This is a genomic window from Leifsonia sp. McL0627 (assembly GCF_058244615.1).
The window spans coordinates 228,556-249,279 of the sequence record NZ_JBZCGM010000003.1; the positions used below are offsets into that span (position 1 = coordinate 228,556).

18 protein-coding genes are annotated in these 20,724 nt (G+C 71.0%); 15 read left to right on the forward strand and 3 right to left on the reverse strand.

The window, feature by feature from the left end; genetic code table 11:
* The first annotated feature begins 5 nt into the window (after nt 1–5).
* From AC37TH_RS09285 to AC37TH_RS09305, 5 genes are read left to right on the forward strand one after another with little or no spacing between them, the layout of a single operon-like run.
* On the forward strand, nt 6–920 hold the full coding sequence (locus tag AC37TH_RS09285) for an aldose 1-epimerase family protein (RefSeq protein WP_490764074.1): 915 nt from the start codon (nt 6–8) through the stop codon (nt 918–920).
* 48 nt (nt 921–968) lie between these two features.
* Entirely contained in the window at nt 969–3,962 is a 2,994-nt protein-coding gene (locus tag AC37TH_RS09290; protein ID WP_490764075.1) for an FtsX-like permease family protein, read from the forward strand.
* Nucleotides 3,959–6,757, forward strand: a complete 2,799-nt coding sequence (locus tag AC37TH_RS09295; RefSeq protein WP_490764076.1) for an ABC transporter permease — start codon at nt 3,959–3,961, stop codon at nt 6,755–6,757. Before AC37TH_RS09290 ends, AC37TH_RS09295 begins: the two co-directional genes overlap by 4 nt.
* Nucleotides 6,754–7,695, forward strand: a complete 942-nt coding sequence (locus tag AC37TH_RS09300; RefSeq protein ID WP_490764077.1) for an ABC transporter ATP-binding protein — start codon at nt 6,754–6,756, stop codon at nt 7,693–7,695. The genes AC37TH_RS09295 and AC37TH_RS09300 overlap by 4 nt, the downstream gene beginning before the upstream one ends.
* Nucleotides 7,682–8,485: an ABC transporter ATP-binding protein gene (locus AC37TH_RS09305; RefSeq protein ID WP_490764078.1), complete on the forward strand. Its 804-nt coding sequence runs from the start codon at nt 7,682–7,684 to the stop codon at nt 8,483–8,485. Before AC37TH_RS09300 ends, AC37TH_RS09305 begins: the two co-directional genes overlap by 14 nt.
* A 1-nt stretch (nt 8,486) precedes the next feature.
* Here the strand turns inward: AC37TH_RS09305 and AC37TH_RS09310 are convergent, their stop codons facing one another.
* The 3 genes from AC37TH_RS09310 to AC37TH_RS09320 form a co-directional block, all read right to left on the reverse strand.
* Nucleotides 8,487–8,693, reverse strand: a complete 207-nt coding sequence (locus AC37TH_RS09310; RefSeq protein WP_490764079.1) for a hypothetical protein — start codon at nt 8,691–8,693, stop codon at nt 8,487–8,489.
* A 95-nt stretch (nt 8,694–8,788) separates the two neighbouring features.
* Complete coding sequence (locus tag AC37TH_RS09315; RefSeq protein ID WP_490764080.1) at nt 8,789–9,883, reverse strand: calcium:cation antiporter; 1,095 nt, start codon at nt 9,881–9,883, stop codon at nt 8,789–8,791.
* A gap of 101 nt (nt 9,884–9,984) precedes the next feature.
* Entirely contained in the window at nt 9,985–10,647 is a 663-nt protein-coding gene (locus AC37TH_RS09320; RefSeq protein ID WP_490764081.1) for a fasciclin domain-containing protein, read from the reverse strand.
* A 137-nt stretch (nt 10,648–10,784) separates the two neighbouring features.
* Between AC37TH_RS09320 and AC37TH_RS09325 the strand changes: the two genes are divergently transcribed.
* The 10 genes from AC37TH_RS09325 to AC37TH_RS09370 all read left to right on the forward strand — a co-directional run bounded on the left by AC37TH_RS09325 (nt 10,785) and on the right by AC37TH_RS09370 (nt 20,682).
* Nucleotides 10,785–12,563, forward strand: coding sequence for a cytochrome c biogenesis protein DipZ (locus AC37TH_RS09325; protein ID WP_490764082.1), 1,779 nt, complete (start codon nt 10,785–10,787; stop codon nt 12,561–12,563).
* A 15-nt stretch (nt 12,564–12,578) separates the two neighbouring features.
* Nucleotides 12,579–13,181 carry a DUF4232 domain-containing protein gene (locus AC37TH_RS09330; protein WP_490764083.1) on the forward strand — a complete coding sequence of 201 codons (603 nt, stop codon included), beginning with the start codon at nt 12,579–12,581 and terminating at the stop codon, nt 13,179–13,181.
* A gap of 72 nt (nt 13,182–13,253) precedes the next feature.
* On the forward strand, nt 13,254–13,439 hold the full coding sequence (locus tag AC37TH_RS09335; RefSeq protein WP_490764084.1) for a hypothetical protein: 186 nt from the start codon (nt 13,254–13,256) through the stop codon (nt 13,437–13,439).
* Nucleotides 13,440–13,532: 93 nt separating this feature from the next.
* Nucleotides 13,533–14,111: a Dps family protein gene (locus AC37TH_RS09340; RefSeq protein ID WP_490764085.1), complete on the forward strand. Its 579-nt coding sequence runs from the start codon at nt 13,533–13,535 to the stop codon at nt 14,109–14,111.
* Nucleotides 14,108–15,112 carry a hypothetical protein gene (locus AC37TH_RS09345; protein WP_490764086.1) on the forward strand — a complete coding sequence of 335 codons (1,005 nt, stop codon included), beginning with the start codon at nt 14,108–14,110 and terminating at the stop codon, nt 15,110–15,112. Before AC37TH_RS09340 ends, AC37TH_RS09345 begins: the two co-directional genes overlap by 4 nt.
* Nucleotides 15,106–16,389 carry a PIG-L family deacetylase gene (locus tag AC37TH_RS09350; protein WP_490764087.1) on the forward strand — a complete coding sequence of 428 codons (1,284 nt, stop codon included), beginning with the start codon at nt 15,106–15,108 and terminating at the stop codon, nt 16,387–16,389. The genes AC37TH_RS09345 and AC37TH_RS09350 overlap by 7 nt, the downstream gene beginning before the upstream one ends.
* A complete protein-coding gene (locus AC37TH_RS09355) occupies nt 16,386–17,090 on the forward strand; it encodes a glycosyltransferase family 2 protein (RefSeq protein ID WP_490764088.1) in 705 nt (234 codons plus the stop codon). The genes AC37TH_RS09350 and AC37TH_RS09355 overlap by 4 nt, the downstream gene beginning before the upstream one ends.
* 17 nt (nt 17,091–17,107) lie before the next feature.
* Nucleotides 17,108–18,373, forward strand: coding sequence for a chloride channel protein (locus AC37TH_RS09360; protein WP_490764089.1), 1,266 nt, complete (start codon nt 17,108–17,110; stop codon nt 18,371–18,373).
* 51 nt (nt 18,374–18,424) lie between these two features.
* Entirely contained in the window at nt 18,425–19,036 is a 612-nt protein-coding gene (locus AC37TH_RS09365) for an RNA polymerase sigma factor (protein WP_490764090.1), read from the forward strand.
* Nucleotides 19,033–20,682, forward strand: coding sequence for a hypothetical protein (locus AC37TH_RS09370; protein WP_490764091.1), 1,650 nt, complete (start codon nt 19,033–19,035; stop codon nt 20,680–20,682). The genes AC37TH_RS09365 and AC37TH_RS09370 overlap by 4 nt, the downstream gene beginning before the upstream one ends.
* Nucleotides 20,683–20,724: the final 42 nt, after the last annotated feature.

Here is a 20,724-nt window from a genome sequence, read left to right on the forward strand (position 1 = left end):
GCCGTATGCACGCGCCGACAGAAGCCCAGTACGAGATCGCCCACGGCGACGTGGCCGCGGTCGTCACCCAGGTGGCGGCGGGGCTCCGCTCGCTCACCGTCAGCGGGGCCGATCTGACGGAGCCGTACCCGGTGGACGCGACACCGCCCTCGGGGTGTGGCATCGTGCTGGTCCCGTGGCCCAACAGGGTCAAGGACGCCGCGTGGGAGCTCGACGGCGTCACCCAGCTGCTCGCGGTGACGGAGCCTGCGCGCGGCAACGCCATCCACGGCCTGCTGCGTTACCGGCCGTATGAGTTGGTCGAGCGCACGGCGTCGTCGGTCACCCAGTCCGCCGCGATCGTCCCGGAACTCGGCTACCCGTTCCAGCTGGCCACCACCGTGCGTCACGAGGTCGGCGAGGGCGGTCTCACGGTCACGCACACCATCGAGAACACGGGCAGCCGCCCGGCGCCGGTGGCGATCGGCGCGCATCCGTACCTGCGCATCGGCGACCTGCCGACCGCCGGGCTGACGCTCACGGTGGGGGCACGCACGCACCTCGATGTCGACGACAGGCTCAACGTGGTGGGCGAGTCCGCCGTCGCGGGAACCGGTTTCGACCTCGGCGGAGGCCGCCTGGTCGGCGAGCTCGAGCTCGACGACGGATTCGCCGACCTGCCTGAGACAGACGGGGAGGTCGCCCACACGCTCAGCGCGCCGGACGGCCGGAGCGTCGTGCTGTGGGCGGACGCGGCGTTCGGTTACGTGCAGCTCTACACCTCGCGCACGCTCGCGACGAAAGCGCACGGCGACGTCGCGTTGGCAGTCGAGCCGATGACGGCTCCGGCGAACGCGCTGAACACCGGGCGCGGGCTGCGCTGGCTGGAGCCGGGTGCATCCTGGACGCCTGTCTGGGGAATCCGACACGAGGGGTTCTGAGGTCGCAGCACGCTGAAAATGTGCGTGCGGGCGCGGTAGCTTTGTCGAGTGCGTGCATCCGGGGGGAATGAGGGACGCATTCGTGCGTTCTGGCCGCAACGGTCGCGCGCCCAGGCCGGAGTGCTGGCTGCCACCGCGCTGACCGTGCTGGTGGTCACGCTGCTGGCGAGCGCGATGGTCGGTCTCGCGGTCCGCTCCCCGACGGTCGCCGTGCGCCAGAGCATCGACGCCGGTCCTGCGACGTCGATCGCGCAGGCCGAGCAGGGAGCGCTCGGCTCCGACGCGACCGCCCAGGATGCGACGGTGCGGGCGATCATCGCCAAACACTTCTCCGGAACGACAGTGACGGTGGACCGGACGGCGTCCGTGCCGTCCTTGCCGCTCACCGGCGGCCGGTCGATGCTCGCGGTCGCCGCCGACGACGCGCTCCTCGGGCGCGCGCGGCTGGACGCGGGCGCCTGGCCGACGAGTGCGATGCAGGTCGCCGTCGACGTCGAGCTGGCGAAGACGCTCGGCGTCCACGCCGGTTCGACGCTCAGCACCACCAGCGGCGACGACAAGCCGCTCCGCTTCACGGTGACCGGGGTCTGGCGACCTGTCACCCCCGCAGCGCCGGCGTGGCTCGGCCTCACGCCCGGCGTGGGAGGCACGGACGGACGGGCAGTGCTCACCGCCGACGGGATCGACGCGCTGAAGGCGTCGGAGTCCGTGCAGTGGGTGGTGGCACCGGATGCGCGGAGCACGACCGCCGCCGACCTTCCGCGCCTGGAGTCCGGCTTCCGCACGGTCACCGACGCGCTCACCGAGAGCTCGACAGCGTCGTCGTCGCCGTTCTCCACGGAGGGCGGCGCGCTGGCCACGGTGACGGCGATGCGGCAGTCGGTGGGGGCGCTGGCCGCCGTGGTGCCCGTGCCACTGTCGGTGCTCGCCGTGTGCTCCGTCGTGGCCCTCGTGCTCTTGGCGCAGCTCCTCGCCCGGTCTCGCCTGACCGAGTCGCGCGTGCTGCGGGCGCGCGGGGCGACGGTGGGTGAGCTCGTGGGGGTCGGGGCGGTCGAGTCGACGATCGTCGGGCTTCTCGGCGCCGCGGTCGGGTTCGTGGCCGCCCAGGCCGTGCTGCTCTGGCTGGTCGGTCCTCCGGGCGGCGGAATCGTGGGCGTTCTCGACCTGGTGGTGCCTCCGCTGCTGGTGGTCGCCGTCGCCGTCGCGTGCTCGGCCGTAGTGACCGCCGCATCCGCGCGGTCGGCGAGTGGGGCGCCGGGAGCGGTGGAGGCGGGGAGGGCGCGCGCCACCGCATCCATCGGGGTCGGCGTCGTCGCGTTCGCCGCGGCCGGGCTGACCCTGTGGCGGTTCGTCGCCTTCGGGTCTCCCGTGTCCGCGGACGGCCACGTGGACCCGATCGGCGTCATCGCACCGGCCGCCGTGCTGTGCGCCATCGCCGTGCTCGGGCTGTTGCTGTTCGGCCCGTCGGCCGCCGCAGTGGAGGGCGTCGCGGCGCGCGGGCGCGGCCTGGCCGGGGTGCTTCCTGCGCGGCAGGTCGGCCGGGGGCTCGCACTGTTCGCCGCGCCGGTCGCCCTCATCGTGCTGACGGTCGGCGCCGCCACCTTCTCCGCCGGATACGTCGGCACCTGGTCGAGCTTCCTGCGCGACTCGTCGCGGATCGTCACCGGGGCCGACGTGCGCGTGGAGTCCGGCCTCGCCGGGGTGGTCCGCGGCCCGCAGGACCGGCCGGACGCGCAGGCGCTGGCCGGAATCCCGTCCGTCACCGCTGCGTCGCCCGGGCTGATCACAACCGCAGGGCTCGGCCAGCGGACCGTCACGCTGGTCGCGCTCGACGCGGGCAGTCTGCCACGCCTCACCAGGGTCGGAGACTACATGCTCGACACGGCATACGTGGCGAAGCAGCTGACCGCCGCGTCGCGTCTCGGCGGCCCGGCGCTGCCCGCAGGAGCGACGACGCTCACCGCGCAGACCGCGACGACGGCGGCCGTCACCTTCTGGGTGGCGGACGCGCAGGGCGCGCTCGCGCCGCTCGTCGCCAAGCCCGTCTCCGGCTCGACCGGACGGTTCGCCGCCGCCCTTCCGACCGGAGACGGCTGGACGCTCGCAGCAGTGGATGCGCGCCCGGCGACCGCGAAGGCGACCCCGCGCATCCAGTCGGTCGCGGCAGCAGGCTCCTCCGGCACGACCGTATCCGCGGTCGACATCGCCTCGTGGTCGGGCATCTCCGGGGTGACGGACGCCGACGGCCTGGTCAGGCTGATGCCGGCCGGGACAGGGAAGCTCCCGGTCGCCGTCACCCTCAGCGCCGCCCAGCAGGACTCCCTCGCGGTCGGTGACGCCGTCGACCTCGACGCCGACTGGGTGACCGTGCGCGGCACGATCGCCGCGCTCGTCGCCGCCGTGCCTGGGACGAGCGATTCCACGGCCGTGCTCGTCGATCAGCGCGCGCTCAGCGACGCCGCCCTGCGCGCCCAGCCTGCCCCGCCGAGGCTCGGCGCCGTGTGGCTTGCGACCGACCAGCCCGATACGGTGGCGCGCGCCGCGCAGACGATCGCCGGGTCCGATGCCGTGGTGACCGATGCCTCCGGAGACTTCGTCTCCCGCTTCATGTCGAGCGCCGTCCTGAGCCTCTGGCTCGGAACCGCGGGGTGCGCGCTCCTGGCCTTGGTGGCGCTCGGCGCGACCGTCGCCGCGCTGCTCCGCGGACGCCGCTCGGAGGTCGTCGTGTTGCGTGCCGTCGGCATGGGATCCCGGCAGCAGGCACGCAGCAGACGGACGGAACTCGCGGGCATCGTCATCGCCGCGGCGGTGTTCGGGATCGTAGGCGGTGTCGTTGTTTTCCTGTTGGCCGGGAACGCGCTCGCCAGGCTCTCGGTCGTGACCGCGCCTCCGACGCTCTCCGTGCGCGGCGCCGTCGACCTCCCATCGCTGCTCGCTGCGCTGGCGATCCTCGGACTCGCCGTGGCCGGCCTGCTGTGGCTGTACGGTCGCGCGGTTCGCAGACAGGTGCTGGACACGACGCACAGGGAGGAGACGCGATGACGGCTCGCGCGCGATCCTCCGCGCTCGGCGATGTCGGCCTCGCCGCCCGCGCCGCGTCCGCCTTCCGCGGCGGGCTCATCATGCTGGGCGTCGTCGTGCTCGTCGCGACGACGGCGCTCGCCGCGTGGCCGCGATTCGCCAACACATTGCTCACCAGCGATCTCCGGTACGGCCTCGTCCAGGCGCAACCGGTCAACCGCGACCTCGTCACGGTCCTGAAGTCCGGCACCGGCCAGCCGGGCAGCGTCATCGTCGACGACCCCGGCGCTCCGTGGAAGGCGATGCCCGGCGCGCTCGCGAAGGTGCGCGCGTCGATGACCGCGCCGCTGCGCAGCGTGGTGGGGACAGGCGGATACTCCTCGGCGTCCGAGGAGCTGCCGACCACCCCTCCGGCCGGCGCGACGCCGGACGGACACTACTACGCGACCGTCGAGGCGTTCCGAAAACTGCGCAGCATCACCACCCTGGATGCGGGTACCTGGCCTACAGGAGCAACGGCCGAGCCGGTCCTCGCTGCGCCACCCGGCAGCCAGGACGGCGGTGCAGCGGGCCCACCGCTAGGCACTGCCTTCTCTCCGCTCCCTCCCGTCTCCGCCCAGGTGGTCATGACGACGGAGGCGGCGAAAGTCATCGGCTGGAAGATCGGCGAGACGCGCACTGCGGGCGACGGCATCCGCCTCACCCTGGTCGGCACCGTGCATCCGCGCGACACCGGCGACGACTTCTGGAGCCTCGACACGGTCAGGGCCACGGGCAGTTTCGCCGACCTCGGAGACGCAGGCAAGCGGTACAGCGGGGTCGTCTGGGTCGACCCGAACGCGTGGGAGACCGTCGCGGCCTCGCTTCCCGGCACGGTCACCGACGGCTGGTTCCCCGTCGCCCCGTCCGCGTTCTCCGTCGACACCCTGGATGCGGTCAGCGGCTCCCTCGGCCGCTTCCTCGCCGCGTCGCCCAGCGCAGCGATCGGCGCCCAGGAGGTCCCGCTCCGGTTCAGCACACAGCTCGACCGCTCGATCTCGGAGTTCGTCGCCAGGGCGCAACCGGCCGCCACCCTGTTCGCCATCCTCGCCGCCGGTCCCATCGGCGTCGCGCTCGCCGTGCTCGTGCTCGGCGTGCGGCTCGTGCTCGGCCGGCGCAGGGACGCACTCGCGCTGATGGCGGCGAGGGGCGCATCCCCTGGTCGGTTGCGCTGGGGGCTGGCGCTGGAGGGCGCCCTCGTCTCCGTTCCCGCTGCCCTGCTCGGGCTGGCGGCCGCGCTGCTGCTGACGCCGCGCGGCGGACCTGCCGGTCTCTCCGTCGTCGTCGCCGTCGGTTGCGCCGTCGTGCCGCCGCTGATCCTCGCGGCCTCAGCCGGGGCGCTCGGGCCGCGCGACGACCTCCGCGGCGAGAGCAGGGCGCGACGACGGTGGGGCTGGGTGCTCGAAGTGCTCGCCATCGGCCTCGCCGTCGCCGGGGTGGTGACGCTGTTCCAGCGGGGGACTGCTCCGCCGACCCCGGATGCGGGGCTCGGCATCGACCCGCTGCTCGCAGTGACGCCCATCCTGGTGGCGCTCGCCGCCTGCGTGCTCGTGCTGCGGCTGTACCCGCTTCCGCTCGGCTGGCTGGCGTCCGCGCTGCGCCGTCGTCGTGGCGCCGTCGCAGCCATCGGAGCGACGACCGCCGTCCGCTCGCGAGCCGGGGGCCTCTGGCCGGTGTTCGCGCTCGTGACCGGGGTGAGCATCACCGTGTTCTCCGCCGCGATCCTCAGCACGGAACGCGCGGGCATCGACGGCGGAGCGCACGCGGCGGTCGGCGCCGACCTCAGCGTCTCGACCCCCGTGCGGTTCAGCGCCGACCAGCTGAAGCAGCTGCGCTCGGTGCCCGGCGTCGCCCACTCGGCCATCGTCTACTCGGCGGCCGGCCTGATGGTGCGGGCGGCTTCGCAGGGAGGCGACCTGAGCGGCTACCTCGTCGACCCGGACGAGCTCGCGAAGGTCGAGGGCAACGTGCCAGAGAACGCACGCGTGTCCGTCGCGCTGCGGTCGAGCATCCCGGGACGGACGGCGGCGGTGGTCGGTGGCTGGAACTCGGAGATCCCGGTCACCAGCGCCGTCCTCTACGCGGACACGACGGTGCACCTGGGCGTCACCGAGTTCTCCTTCGCTCCCGGCGTGTACATCCGTGACGCCGAATGGACGATCATCGACAAGACCGCTCTGCCGCCCGGTCTGACTCTGACGCAACGGCCGTCGACCGTGCTGGTCTCTCTGCAACCGGATGCGGACGCCGCGAAGGTGCACGCCGAGCTGGCGCGCATCGCCGGCGATCGCGCCATCGTCGGCGATGCGGTCGAAGAGCGGACTCTGCTCAGGAAGGCGCCGCTCGTCTCCGGCCTCGAAACGGTGGCACTCGTCTCGATCGCGCTCTCCGCGCTGATGTGCATCGGCGCGCTGCTGCTGACCCTGGTGATGAACACCGCGGCCAGGACCAGGCTCGTCGCCACCCTGCGCACCATCGGGTTCACCGGCAGGCAGACCGCTGGCCTGCTCGGCTGGGAGCTGGGACCGGTGCTCGTCGTCGGGCTGATCGCGGGCATCCTGGTCGGCGTCGCCCTGCCGGCCGTCGTGCTTGCGCCGATCGACCTCACCGGGTTCACCGGAGGTCCTGTGCGGCCGTCCGTCGTTGTCGACCCCGTGCTCATCGCCGCGGCGGCGGTCGGCTTCGCCGTCGTCACCACCGCTGCAACACTCATCGCGCTCGCCGGAGCCAGACGCCGCTCGCCGGCGACGGTGCTCAGAGCAGGAGGAGAAGAATGACCGACATGACAGCCGTGCGCAGTACCTCCGGGCGCCAGGATGCGAGCATCGCCTGCTCCGACCTCGTCCGCATCTTCACGGCCGACGGCGTGGAAGTGCAGGCGCTGCAGGGCCTCAACCTGCGCGTCGGCAGTGGAGAGCTGGTGGCGATCGTCGGGGCGTCCGGATCGGGCAAGTCGACACTGCTCGGCATCCTCTCCGGGCTCGACAAGCCGACAGCGGGGAGCGCCTCTGTCGCCGGGCGTGACCTGCTTGCCCTGACCTCCGCCCAGCGGGTCGACTATCGCAGGCGTACGGTCGGTTTCGTCTGGCAGCAGACGTCCCGCAACCTCCTGCCATACCTCACCGCCCGAGAGAACATCGCGCTCACGATGTCGCTGGCGAAGACCCCCGGACGCCGGGAGCGCTCGCAGGAGCTGCTCGACCTGCTGGAGGTGTCGCACTGCGCCGACCGGCGCCCGACCGAGATGTCGGGCGGCGAGCAGCAGCGGGTCGCCATCGCCGTCGGCCTCGCCAACGACCCTGGCGTCCTCCTCGCCGACGAGCCGACCGGCGAGCTCGACGAGGCGACCTCCGCCGAGGTGCTGGAGGCGATGCGCGGCGTCAACAGGGAGCTCGGGGTGACCACGCTCATCGTCACCCACGACCCGGCGGTGTCCGAGCATGTCGCCCGCACGGTGCAGATCCGGGACGGGCGCACCTCCACCGAGGTGCTGCGCCGCACCGGGGTCAACGCGAGCGGCGACGAGCACATCGTCGCCGAGGAGTTCGCGGTGCTCGATAAGGTCGGCAGGCTGCAGCTCCCGCCCGAATACCTCACCAGTCTCCGGATGCGCGACCGCGTGCGCCTCGCGCTGGAAGACGACCATGTCGGCGTCTGGCCGCACGACGACGCCGCGGTGGAGCGGACGAAGGAGGAGCACGATGACGCTCGCTGACGAGGAGACGGCGGGGGCACTGCGCCGCGAATCCGCCGAATCCGCCGACTCCGCCAACCTCTCCGGCCCGCAGCCGATCCTGCGCGCCGACGGCGTGAGCCGGGTCTTCGAGACGGAGGCCGGGGCGGTGACGGCGCTCGGCGAGGTGTCGCTCGTCGTGCATCCGGGGGAGCTGCTCGTCGTCCGCGGACGCTCAGGGTCGGGGAAGACCACACTTCTCAACGTGCTCGGCGGACTGGACGCGCCCACGTCCGGTCAGGTCTGGCTGGACGACACCGAGCTGACCAGCGCCTCGGAGAGCGAACTGGTCGAGCTGCGTCGCTCCCGCATCGGGTTCGTGTTCCAGGCGTTCGGGCTCGTGCCGGTGCTCTCAGCGGCAGAGAACGTGGAGGTGCCGCTGCGCCTGCTCGGCACGCCGCCGGAGGAGCGGGACGCCCGCGTCGCAGAACTGCTCGACCTGGTCGGGCTCTCCGGTCACGCCAAGCAACGCCCCACCGAGCTGTCCGGCGGGCAGCAGCAGCGCGTTGGGATCGCGCGTGCCCTCGCCGCCCGGCCGCGCATCCTGTTCGCGGACGAACCGACCGGTCAGCTCGACAGCGTGACGGGCGCGGCGATGATGGACCTGCTGGTCGAACTCGTGCACAGCAGCGGCGTCGCTGCGGTCGTGACCACGCACGACCCCTTGCTCATGGCTCGCGCCGACCGCGTCCTCGAACTCCACGACGGCCGCACCCTCGCGCCGCCCCGCACCCGCCGGGGCCGCCACGCAGCACCCGACCCGGAAGCTTGAACTAGACGTCGGGGCCGTCGGCGGGCTCGGCGTCCTCCTCGTCGCTGTCGGCGAAGGCGGCGACGGCGTCGAGGGATGGAGCCGCGTCGTCCGTGGACGCCGCATCCTGGGCCGTGTCGTGCGCGGCGGTGCCCTCGTCGAGGAAGCCGGTGCCGTCCGGATATCCTGCCTCGTCGGGGTACTCGATCGGTTCGCGTTCCGTGGTCATCGCATCCACCTCGTCTCGGTGCGGCCGCGCGGTCGCGGGGCCTCGCGTCCCAGCTTGCCCCCACGCCGTGACGGCGCGCCAGCCCCCGGCGCAGGTCAGGGCGCGATGGACAGGAACACGAACGCGGCGAACAGCACCAGGTGGATGCCGCCCTGCAGCCGGACAGCGCGGCCCGGCATGAGCGTCAGGACGCTCACGCCGACAGTGAGCGCGAGCAGCACGATCTGGCTCGCGCCGAGACCGAGGTGCAGCGGACCGGTGAGCCAGATGGAGGCGATGGCGATCGACGGGATCGTCAGGCCGATGCTCGCGATGGCCGAGCCGAGCGCCAGGTTGAGGCTGGTCTGCATCCGGTTGCGCACCGCGGCCTTCGCGGCGGCGATGCCTTCGGGGAGCAGCACCAGCAGCGCGATGACAACGCCGACGAACGACTGGGGGAACCCGATCGCCGCCACCCCGGCCTCGATCGACGGCGACTCCAGCTTGGCGAGTCCGACCACGGCGACGAGGGCGACGAGCAGCAGTCCGAGGCTGATGAACGCGGTGCGCGACGACGGCTTGTCGGCGTGGCTGTCCTCGCCGAGCGGTTTGCCCTTCGACGTCACCGGCAGGAAGTAGTCGCGATGGGCGATGGTCTGCGTGAACACGAACATCGCATACAGCACGACGGAGGCCAGCGCGGCGAACACCAGCTGGCTCGGCGAGAACTGCGGGCCGGGTGTCTCGGTGAAGGTCGGCAGCACCATCGTCAGCGTCGCCATCGCGGCCACGGTCGCGAGGGCGGCACCGCTTCCCTGCGAGTTGAAGTTGCTAGTGGTGCTCCTGGTGGAACTGAGCAGCAGCGACAGACCCACGATGCCGTTCATGGTGATCATCACGGCGGAGAACACGGTGTCCCTCGCCAACGTTGATGCGTCTTTGCCGCTGGTCATCAGCGTCACGATCAGCGCCACCTCGATCACCGTCACCGCGACGGCGAGCACGAGGGAACCGAACGGCTCGCCCACTTTGTGGGCGACCACCTCGGCGTGCTGCACGGCGGCGAGCACGGTCCCGGCGAGCACGACGGCGACGATGGCGATCAGCACAGGGCCGAGTTCGGCGTTCCAGCAGGCGATGAGAAGGATCACCCCGATGATCGGTACGACGACCGGCCAGAACCGGATGAGCCAGGTGGTGATGCCCTTCATGCCTCCCATCATGACAGGGCGACCCCGCCGGCACGACGAAAAGCGGCCCGCCGGACGAACCGGAGGGCCGCTCTTTTCGATGCAGCCGGTGACGGAGGGGATCAGTTGGCCGGCGGCATCAGCACGGAGTCGATGAGGTACACCGTCGCGTTGGCGGTGTGGACGCCTCCGCAGATGACCTTGGCGTCGTTCACCATGATGTTGTCGCCGCTTCCGGTGACGGTGACGTTTCCGCCTTCGACGGTCTTGTGGGTGCCGGCGATCGCATCCGGTGCGATCTGGCCCGCGACCACGTGGTAGGTCAGGATCTTCTTGAGCGTGTCTGCTCCTGCCGGGGTCTTCAGCGTGTCGATGGTCGCCGCGTCGATCTTCTTGAACGCGTCGTCGACCGGTGCGAAGACGGTGAACTCACTGCCGTTGAGGGTGCTGACCAGGTTCACATCGGGGTTGAGCTTGCCGGAGACCGCGGCGACCAGGGTGGTGAGCAGCGGGTTGTTGCTCGCTGCGACGGCCACCGGGTCCTGGGCCATGCCGGTGACCGAACCGGCACCGGTCGGGACGGCCTTGGCGTATGCCGCGCATCCACTGCCGACGAGGTCCGCTGCCGGATCCATCGTCGACGCGCTGGGGGAACTCGTCGTCATCGATGACGACGAACTGGAAGAACCGGAGCCTGAGCTTCCGGAGGAACACGCCGAGAGACCGAGGGCGGCCACTGCGGCGAGTCCGATGGCGGCGATGACGTGGCGCTTCTGAACTCGCATGGAACTACTCCTTCGTATGGGCTGTGCCGCAGGAGCGGCTTCACAGGAGGATTCGGGACCGGGTGGGAATCGGATTGGGATTCGGTGAAGAAGTTTCCGGATCAATCCGGCAGCCCCTGTCGTTCCGAACCGTTGCCATGTACCTGACCCTCGCCATCATCGGCTTCCTCGGCGGCCTCATCACCGGCATCTCGCCGTGCATCCTGCCGGTGCTGCCCGTCATCTTCTTCTCCGGCGGGGCGCAGAGCGCTCGCGCGAAACCGGACAGACCAGCCGGCAGGGAACCAGGCCGGAGCGAGGAGGGGACCGTCCTCACGAAGGAGGCCCCCGTCCAGACGGTCTCCCGCTGGCGGCCGTACCAGGTCATCCTCGGCCTGGTCGTGAGCTTCAGCGTCTTCACGCTGGCCGGGTCGCTCATCCTGGCGTTGCTTCACCTGCCACAGGATGTACTGCGCTACGCCGGCATCATCGTCCTGGTGCTCATCGGTGTCGGCCTGATCGTGCCGAAGTTCGAGCAGTACCTGGAGAAGCCGTTCTCCTGGATCCCGCAGCGCAACGTCGGGACGGAGCGGGGAGGCTTCGTGCTCGGCATCGCGCTCGGCGCCGTCTACGTGCCCTGCGCAGGGCCGGTGCTCGCCGCGATCACGGTGGCGGGGTCGACAGGCAGGATCGGCCCGGAGACGATCGTGCTCACCGTCACGTTCGCGATCGGCGCCGCCATCCCGCTCCTGATCTTCGCGCTCGCCGGGCGTCGCGTCGCCGAGCGAGTGAAGACGTTCCGCAAGCACCAGAAGGGCATCCGCCTGACCGGCGGCATCCTGATGCTGGCGCTCGCCGTCGGGCTGCTGTTCAACCTGCCGCAGGCGCTTCAGCGGCTCATCCCCGACTACACCAGCGCGCTGCAGGACCAATTCTCGAACTCCGACCAGGTGTCGCAGGCCCTCAACCTCGGCGGCATCGTCAACGACCAGAACAAGAACCTGTCCAAGTGCACGAACAACTCCGACCAGTTGCAGAGTTGTGGCACCGCGCCGGACATCACCGGCATCCAGCAGTGGTTCAACACTCCGGGCAACCAGCCCATCGCGCTCTCTCAGCTCAAGGGCAAAGTGGTGCTGATCGACTTCTGGGCGTACTCCTGCATCAATTGCCAGCGCAGCATCCCGCACGTCGTCGCCTGGGACAAGGCGTACAAGGACGCGGGCCTCGACGTGATCGGCATCCACGCCCCGGAGTACGCGTTCGAGAAGGTGCCGGCCAACGTCGAAGCGGGAGCGAAAGGCTTCGGCATCACGTATCCGGTGGCGATCGACAACGACTTGAGCACCTGGACCAACTACCGCAACCGTTACTGGCCTGCGCACTACCTGATCGACGCCACGGGCGTCGTGCGCAACGTGCAGTTCGGCGAAGGGAACTACGCCTCCACCGAGAAGCTCATCCGCCAGCTGCTGCAGGATGCGAAGGCCGGCGTCGCCCTGCCGTCCGCCACCGAGGTGAAAGACACCACCCCGAAGGCGGGAAGCACGACGCGGGAGACCTACCTCGGCACCACCAAGGTCGTGAACTTCGGCGGAGCAGAGATGTACTCGGCCAGGACGCCGACGTTCGCCCTCCCCGCGAAGCAGGCGTCGAGCACCTTCGCGCTCGACGGAGCGTGGACGCTCGGCACCCAGTCCATCCAGCCGACAGCTCAGGATGCGCGGGTCAAGCTAGACTTCACGGCCTCCGAGGTGCGCATGGTCCTCTCCGGCAGCGGAACGGTCACGTACACGGTCGACGGCGTCACCAAGACGATCGACGTGAAGGGAACGCCGGACTCGTACGAACTGCTGAAATCAGCTGCGGCGAAGACAGGAAATCTGATCGTGACCATCCCGAAAGGTGTTTCGGCATACTCGTTCACGTTCGGATGATGGTCAGATAGGGGCATGACTTCTTCCAGGATCGTCACAGCCTCCCTGATCACCGCCGGGCTCGCGCTCGCCCTGACAGCCTGCGCGGCGTCGACACCGAGCGGTTCGCCCAGCACGACGCCGGTGTCGTCGGCGACGACAGCGTCGTCGTCGCCCCGGCCGAGCGGGTCCAGCACCGCCGTCCCCATCGACGGGCAGTGCGACACCGCGAAGCTGACCGGCACCATCGGCGCCGGCGGCGGGGGAGCGGCCGGCAGCGTCGAGGTGACCCTGGTGCTGACGAACAACGGGACGACCGCCTGCGCGCTGCAGGGCTGGCCCGGGGTGTCGTTCGTCGGCGACGGCAACGGAACGCAGCTCGGCAAGGCGGCAGAACTCGACAGGTCGACGCCGCACCCGACCGTGAGCCTGGCGCCGGGAGGAACGGCGACCGCGCCGCTGAAGATCGCCCAGGCCCTCAACTACTCGAGCTCGGACTGCCAGCCCAAGCCGGCGGACGGCTTCCGCGTCTACCCGCCAGGATCGACGGAGTCGCTGTTCGTGAAGGACGCCGACTACACGGCGTGCACGACCGACACGGTCTCGCTGCTGACGGTCGGAGCGCTCGTCCAGGGCTGAGCGGTTCCGGGGAGGCGCGGCCGGCGGGCGGTGGCGGCGTGCGGTGTCGGTGGTCCCGGCGAGACTGGGGCCATGCCGACGCCGCGCAAGAGACTCCTCATCCTGTTCGAAGTAGAGCACCCGGAGACCGCCGTGCGCTCTGAGGCGGACCGCGTCGCCAAAGACGACGCGATCCGCCGCACGTTCGGCCTGGAGCCCGCGCGGTTCCGCGTGCTCGTCGCCGAGTTGCTGAGTTCCGGTCACCGCAACGCCGCCTGAGCAGAGCATCCACGTTCCGTCAAGCCGGTTCTCGGGTGCGGGGGAAGCGTCTACCGTTCGTGTCCCAGTCACCGATACGAGACGGAGATGCTCATGGCACAGGCAACAACGAAGGCGAGCACGACCAAGACCACCGCGCGTTCTGGCGCGAAGACCGCGAGCGGGGCACGGGCCGGGGCGCACACCACCCGGCGCGAGCACGCGGAGCACGGCTTCGTCGCGTCCCCGCAGCTGGTCGCCGACCTGCAGCGGGTCCACGTCGACCTGATCGAGCTGCACCTGCAGGGCAAGCAGGCGCACTGGAACGTGGTCGGCAAGAACTTCCGCGACCTGCACCTGCAGCTGGACGAGATCATCGAGGCGGCCAGAGAGTTCAGCGATGAGGTCGCCGAGCGACTGCGCGCACTGCACGCCACCCCGGACGGAAGAAGCTCGGTCGTCGCGAAGAGCACGAGCCTGCCCGAGTTCCCGAACGGCGAGGTGGACACGGCGGAGACGGTCGACCTGATCACCGACCGCCTCGAAGCGACCGTCGCGACGATCCGCGACGTGCACGACGAGGTCGACGACGAAGACCCGACGACGGCCGACCTCCTGCACGCGATCATCGCCTCCCTGGAGCAGTACGCCTGGATGGTCAGCGCCGAGAACCGCACCCCCGCTGCGCGGTGACGCTGGCGGAACGGACCTATCTCGCTGCGGCGGCGTCCTGCGCCGGCCGTGTCGGGCCGTTGCTGGAGGCTTTGGCGCAGGCGGGCGCCGACGAGGTGGCTCCCTTCCCCGGCGAAGGGCGCACAGCGGAGCGGTTCGGCGTCCTGCAGAGGGCGGCAGCCGCCGACGTGACCGCGGCGCGGGTGCTGGAGCCGCACCTCGACGCCCTCGCCATCCTGCACGAGGCGGGGGCTGAGCCGCCGCCCGACGGCGCCACGCTCGGCGTGTTCGCGGCAGAAGCGCCGGGAGCGGTCCTGCGCGCCCAGCCGGACGTCGATGGCGGGTGGATCGTCGACGGGGTCAAGCCGTGGTGCTCTCTCGGGGCACGCCTCACGGATGCGCTCGTGACCGCGACGACCGACGGCGGAGAACGCCGGATGTTCCTGGTGTCGCTCCGCCGACCCGGCGTGGTCGCGGAGGACGTTGCCTGGGTGGCGCGCGGCCTGGCGGACGTGGAGAGCGGACCGGTGCGGTTCGACCGTGTTCCCGCTCAGCCGATCGGCGGCGCTGGCTGGTATCTCGAACGCCCGGGGTTCCGCTGGGGCGCCATCGGCGTCGCAGCGGCCTGGTGGGGCGGCTGCCTTCCGCTCGCCGACGCGGTGATCGCGAAGGCTGGTCGTCCGGGCGCTGGGACGCTCGCCGCCTCTCGAGCGGGGCGCCTGTACCGGATGCTCGACGCCGCCCGCGCCCAGCTCGATGCGGCCGCCGCGTCGATCGACGCTTCCACCACGGCGGCTGACGCTGCCGCCGTCCTCGCTCACACCGTTCGCGGTACGGTCGCCGATGCCGTGGTCGAGACGCTGGCCGCCGTGCGCGACGTGCTCGGCCCTGCTGCGCTCGCCTTCGACGAGTCCCTTGCTCGACGTTACGCGGACCTCGATCTGTATCTGTCGCAGTACCATCGCGGGCCGGACGACGCATCGCTCGCCGGTCATCTGCCGGACGGCGGACCGCGATGGTAGCGTTCGACCCCCTTCGCACGGTGACGAGCGCGGCCGCCTGGGAGGCCAGGGACGAGTGGCAGACCGTCGACACTCTGGCGGACGACGACCTCGACGGCATCGGCGAGATCGTGGTGTTCTCTGCGCACCCGGACGACGAGACCATCGCGCTCGGCGGCTTCCTCTCCGCCGCGGCCGAGCGCGGGCTGACCGTGCGCGTGATCGTCGCGACCGGCGACGACGAGCGCAGAGCGGACGAGCTCCGCCGTGCGCTCGCCGAGCTGGGGGTGGGGACGCCTCCGCGCTTTCTCGGGCTGACCGATGGCGCGCTCAAACACGAGGCAGAACAGTTGCGCGAGGAGATCGACCGCGTGCTCGACCCCGCCGGTGACGCATCCGGTGTCGGCCGGCTGGTGCTCGCTCCGTGGCCAGGGGACCGGCACGGTGACCACCGCACGCTCGGCAGGGAACTGGCGGAGGCGACGCGGGCGACGGGGGACACCGTGCTGTTCTTTCCGGTGTGGCTCTGGCAGTGGGGCGAGCCTGCGGACATGCCCTGGGACCGGCTCCTCGACGTGCCGAGCGTCGATTCTCGGCGGGAGCGCAAGGCGGCGGCACTCGCGGCGTTCGCGTCGCAGCACTGGTCGGAGGACAACAAGGATGGTGTGCTCACCAACGAGTTCGTCGCGCGCGCTCGCGAGGGACGAGAAGTGCTGATCCGACCACAGTGCAGCGCCGCGGGCGACCTCGCCGAACACTTCGAGTCGCTGCACCGCCGGAGCGACGACCCGTGGTCCGTGCGCTCCCGCTGGTACGAGCGCAGGAAGCGCGCCGTCACCGTCGCGTGCCTCCCCGAAGAGCGGTACGAACGCATCCTGGAGCTCGGCGCCTCGATCGGGGAGCTGACGGCCGAGCTGGCCGACCGCGCAGACGCCGTGCTCGCCGTCGACGGATCGGTGGCGGCGGTCGAGGCAGCGCGCACCCGTCTGGCCGACCGGCGGCAGGTGACCGTCTCCAGGATGCGCGTGCCCGGCCACTGGCCGCCTGGTCGCTTCGACCTCATCGTCGTCTCCGAACTCGCGTACTACCTCGCCGACGATGAGTGGCGATTGCTGATCGCGCGCTGCGTCGGCTCGCTCGTGGAGGGCGGCGCCGTCCTGCTCTGCCACTGGCTGGGCAGCGCAGACGACTTCGCGCAGAGCGGTGAGCAGGCGCACACGACCTTCCGGAGCGCATCCGGGCTCGCACCCGTCGTCACGCACCGCGACGCGGAGTTCCTGCTGGAGGTGTTCGCGTGACGGGCGGCATTGCGCGCATGGTGGTGGTCGTCCCTGCCAGGGACGAAGCAGAGACCCTCGCCGCCTGCCTCGCGTCGATCGTCCGGTCGGCGCGACTGGTCGAGAGGCACGGGATGCCCGCCCCCGTCATCGTGCTCGTGCTCGACTCGTGCACGGACGCGTCCGCCGGGGTGGCGTCCACGTTCCCGTCCGTGACCGTGGTGGAGACGGACCGGGGGAACGTCGGCGGCAGCAGGGCGCTCGGCGCCGCCATCGGTCTCGCGACAGCAGGAGAGGACCCTGCTGCCGTCTGGATCGCGACCACGGACGCAGACGGCACCGTGCCGGAGGAGTGGCTGGCTCAGCAGCTCGCGTCGGCGAGCGACGGCGCGGAAGCGTTCATCGGCGCTGTCGTCCCGCCGCTCGACGACCTCGACCCGCTCCGCAGGGAGGTCTGGCTGTCCACGCACAGCCCGGGGGCGACCCTCGGCCACGTGCACGGTGCCAACCTCGGCGTGCGTGCCGACGTCTACCTGGCCGTCGGCGGGTTCGCGCCGGTCGAACTCGACGAGGACGTCGCGCTGGTCGAGCGTCTCCGGGCACGGGACGCGCGGATCGCGCAGACCGAGAACGCCCCGGTGACGACGTCGGCCAGGCTGGTAGGACGGGTCGACGGCGGGTACGCAGGATACCTGCGTGCGCTGATCGACGAGACGGCGTGACCCAGTAGCGTTGGAGCGTGCCCATCGCCCTTCCCAGCACCCCGAAGTGGATTCTCCGACTGGTGGTCGTGACCGCGCTCGTCGGCATCGGCGCCGGGATCGGCGGCGGACTCGTCTACCTGGCTTTGCACTCGATCCAGCACCTCGCGTTCGGGTACTCGGAGGGCACGTTCATCGACGGCCTGCTGAAGGCGCCGCCGGTCAACCGGGTGGTGGCGCTCGCCGTCGCCGGCGTCCTCGGCGGTGTCGGCTGGTGGGCGTTGCGCCGCTGGGGCAGGCTGAAGCCGAAGCACGCGATCGTCTCGGTCGAGTCGGCGGTCGGCGGACGCCGGATGCCGTGGTTCGTCACCATCGCGAACGCGGGCCTGCAGATCGTGATCGTCGGGCTCGGCGCATCCATCGGCCGTGAGGTCGCCCCGCGGGAGCTGGGGGCGCTGGCGGCCGACTGGCTGAGCGAGAAAGCGGGGGTGAACGCGCGCGAGCGGCGCATCCTGGTCGCCTGCGGTGCAGGGGCCGGACTGGCCGCCGTCTACAACGTGCCGTTCGGCGGCGCGGTGTTCGCCGTCGAGATCCTGCTGGCGGAGATCAGCTTCGCCACCGTGCTGCCCGCGCTGGCGTCGTCCGCCATCGCGACCCTGGTGGCGAGGCTGGTCGTGCCCGCCAACCCGCTGTATCCGATCGAGCAGTTCCCGCTGTCCCCGTCCGTCGTCGTGTGGGCGGTGCTCGCCGGCCCGGTGATCGGGTTCGCAGCGATCGGCTTCGTGCGCCTGATCCAGTTCGCGCAGGGCATCAGACCGAAGTCGTGGGGCATCCTGATCGTGATGCCGCTCGTATTCACCGCGGTGGGCGTCGTCTCGCTGTGGCTCCCCGCCATCCTCGGCAACGGCCGCTCGCTCGGTCAGCTGGCGCTGACCGCGTCGATGCCGGTGCTGCTGATCCTCGTCATGACCGTCGTGAAGGTGTTCGCGACGGCCGGAACCATCGGCTCCGGCGCGGCGGGAGGCACCCTGACGCCGTCGCTCGCCATCGGAGCGGGACTCGGCCTGACCGTCGGCGCGGCCTGGAACCTCGTCTGGCCGGGCGCACCCGTCGCTGTCTTCGCCCTGATCGGCGCCGCCGCGTTCCTCGCCGTGACGATGCGCGCGCCCTTGACCGCCCTGCTTCTGGTGATGGAATTCACGAACCAGGGTCCGGAGATGTTCGCCCCCGTGATGCTGTGCGTCGCCGGGGCGGTAGCGGTCGGCTACCTCTTCGAGCGTCGGCGTATCACCGGGGTCGCGTGACCGGCGTCGGGCCCGATGGAACCATCGGGAGCCGACCGGACAGTAGAGGGTATGAGCACGGATGAATTCGACGAGGCAGAGGCCTGGTCGGCGGCGCGTGGAGGGGACGGTCCAGCGTTCGCATCGCTGTTCGACCGGCATCGCGACCGCGTCTTCGGCCACGCGCTGAGACTCCTCGGCCAGCGTCACGACGCTGAAGATGTCACCGCTGTGGTCTTCCTGGAGGCGTGGCGCAAACGCGACTCCGTGCGGATCGTCGACGGGTCGATCATCGGCTGGCTGCTGGTCACGACCACGTACGCCGTGCGCAACCACAGCCGCAGCACCCGCCGCTATCGGTCGGTGCTGAACAAGGTCCCCCTCCCGTCGCCGCAGCGAGACCACGCGGTCGACGTGGACGACGCGATCGACGGGTCGGTGCGCGACAGGCAGGTGCGGGCGGTGTTCGCGCAGCTCAGCAAACGCGACCAGGACGTGATCACTCTCTGCCTCCTCGAGGAGCTGACGACGGCGCAGGCCGCTGAGGCCCTCGGCGTCCCGGAAGGCACGGTCAAATCGCGCCTCTCCCGCGCCCGTGCCCGCCTCACGGAACTGGCGTCCCCGCTCGCCGACGTCCGACCAGACGATTTCGACCAGACCATCCTCGAAGGAGGTGCACGATGAGCGCCACCGAGTTCACCCCGGAGCGCAGCGACGCCATCCGGTCTCTGCTGCTCGACACGGTCGCCGACGAGCCGCGCCGCCGCCGCCGGTTCCAGATCGCGCTGACCTCGATCCTCGCCGCGATTGCGATCGTCCTCGCTGGTGGCACAGCGGCGCTCGCGATGTCCGGCATCATCCGCTTCGACGCCCCGCCGCCCGCGCCCGTGGTCACGGACACGCCGAGCATGACGCCGACCCCGACCCCGACGCCCACCGCGGCTCCGACTGCACCGGCGGCGGCCATTCAGGTGCAGTCCACCCCGATCACGCCGACCGATGTGCGGTCGCTCCCCGCGCATCCATCGTGGAGCCTGGACCTGCCGGCCGCGACCAGCGACTGCCAGCAGCGATTCGGGTACAACATCGCCACGGGCCTCGCCCTGTTCACCCTCTCGTCGAACGCCACGGATGTCGGACACGGCTGCGTGGCAGGCCACGGGACGGCGTCCGTCACGATGGTCGACACCGTCCACGGCACCGTGCTGTGGTCACGCGAGTGGAACTGGGACGGCGACACGGGGAGAGGGACGCTCCTCGCCGTGCTCGGAACCTCCAATCGTGCCCTGTTCGCCGACACCAGCGGAGGCGGTGGACCCCGCGACATCCTGGACCTGGCGACGGGTCAGACGGTCGCGACGCTGCCGGCCGACTTCGGGCCGGATCCGCTCGAGCGGCTGTCGCCGGTCTGGGACGACAGCGGCGACGTGATCTGGACGAAGCCGACCACTCTGGATGCGTCCGGCCAGCCGACAGGCTACGCCGTCGAGCGCGTCGACCCGCGCGACCTCGCGCATCCGAGTTGGCAGACACCGCTGCAGGCGTCGGACGCGGGAATGATGTTACGGAACTTCTCCGGTTCCGGTCTCGCACAGCTCGCGTACGTCCCTGACGGCGGCGGTGGGTGGATGACCGGCTTGATCGATCTCGGCACCGGCGCGATCAGCCACGTGTCTCCCAACGGGACCCAGGTGGCGCTGGGTTCGGTGATCATCGAGTACCGGGATCTGGTCGACGGCTACCCGCACACGATCGCCGCGATCGACCGCTCCACGGGCCAGACGCTGTGGACCAAGCCGTTCAGCCACGACGACAACATCGCCGAGGCGACGACGACGAACGGCCAGCCGGGCGATGTCGCCGGTGGCGCGATCGGGAGCACCGGCTTCGGCTTCGGAACCCCGTCCGGCGACCTGGTCATGACGAACACGACCACGCTCACCCGGATCGACAGCACGACAGGCGCCGTGCTCATGACGGCCGACATCACGCGGTGCGGGCTCACGCCCGGCGGCCTCGTCAGTCGCGACATCCTCGCCGACACTGAGCGGAACTCGCTGGTCGTCGTCGACAAGGCGACCTGCTCCGTCGACCGCGACACGGGTGCAGCCACTCCGATCGTCGACCCCCCAGGAGCTTCACGGTATTTCGGTCCGGGCGTCACCTATCAGAACGGCGCCACCATCAACGCCCCCGGAACGGGCGCGGCGTACGACCGCGCGACCGGAGCCCAGTTGTGGACGACGCCGACGGCGACGGACGAGCAGTGGTACTTCGCCGGTGGCGTCCTCGTCCGTCAGGACGGCAACCACCTCTCGTCACTCGGGTGACGCAGGGGGCTAGCGCGGTGCGGCGAGCGGTGTGACGATCAG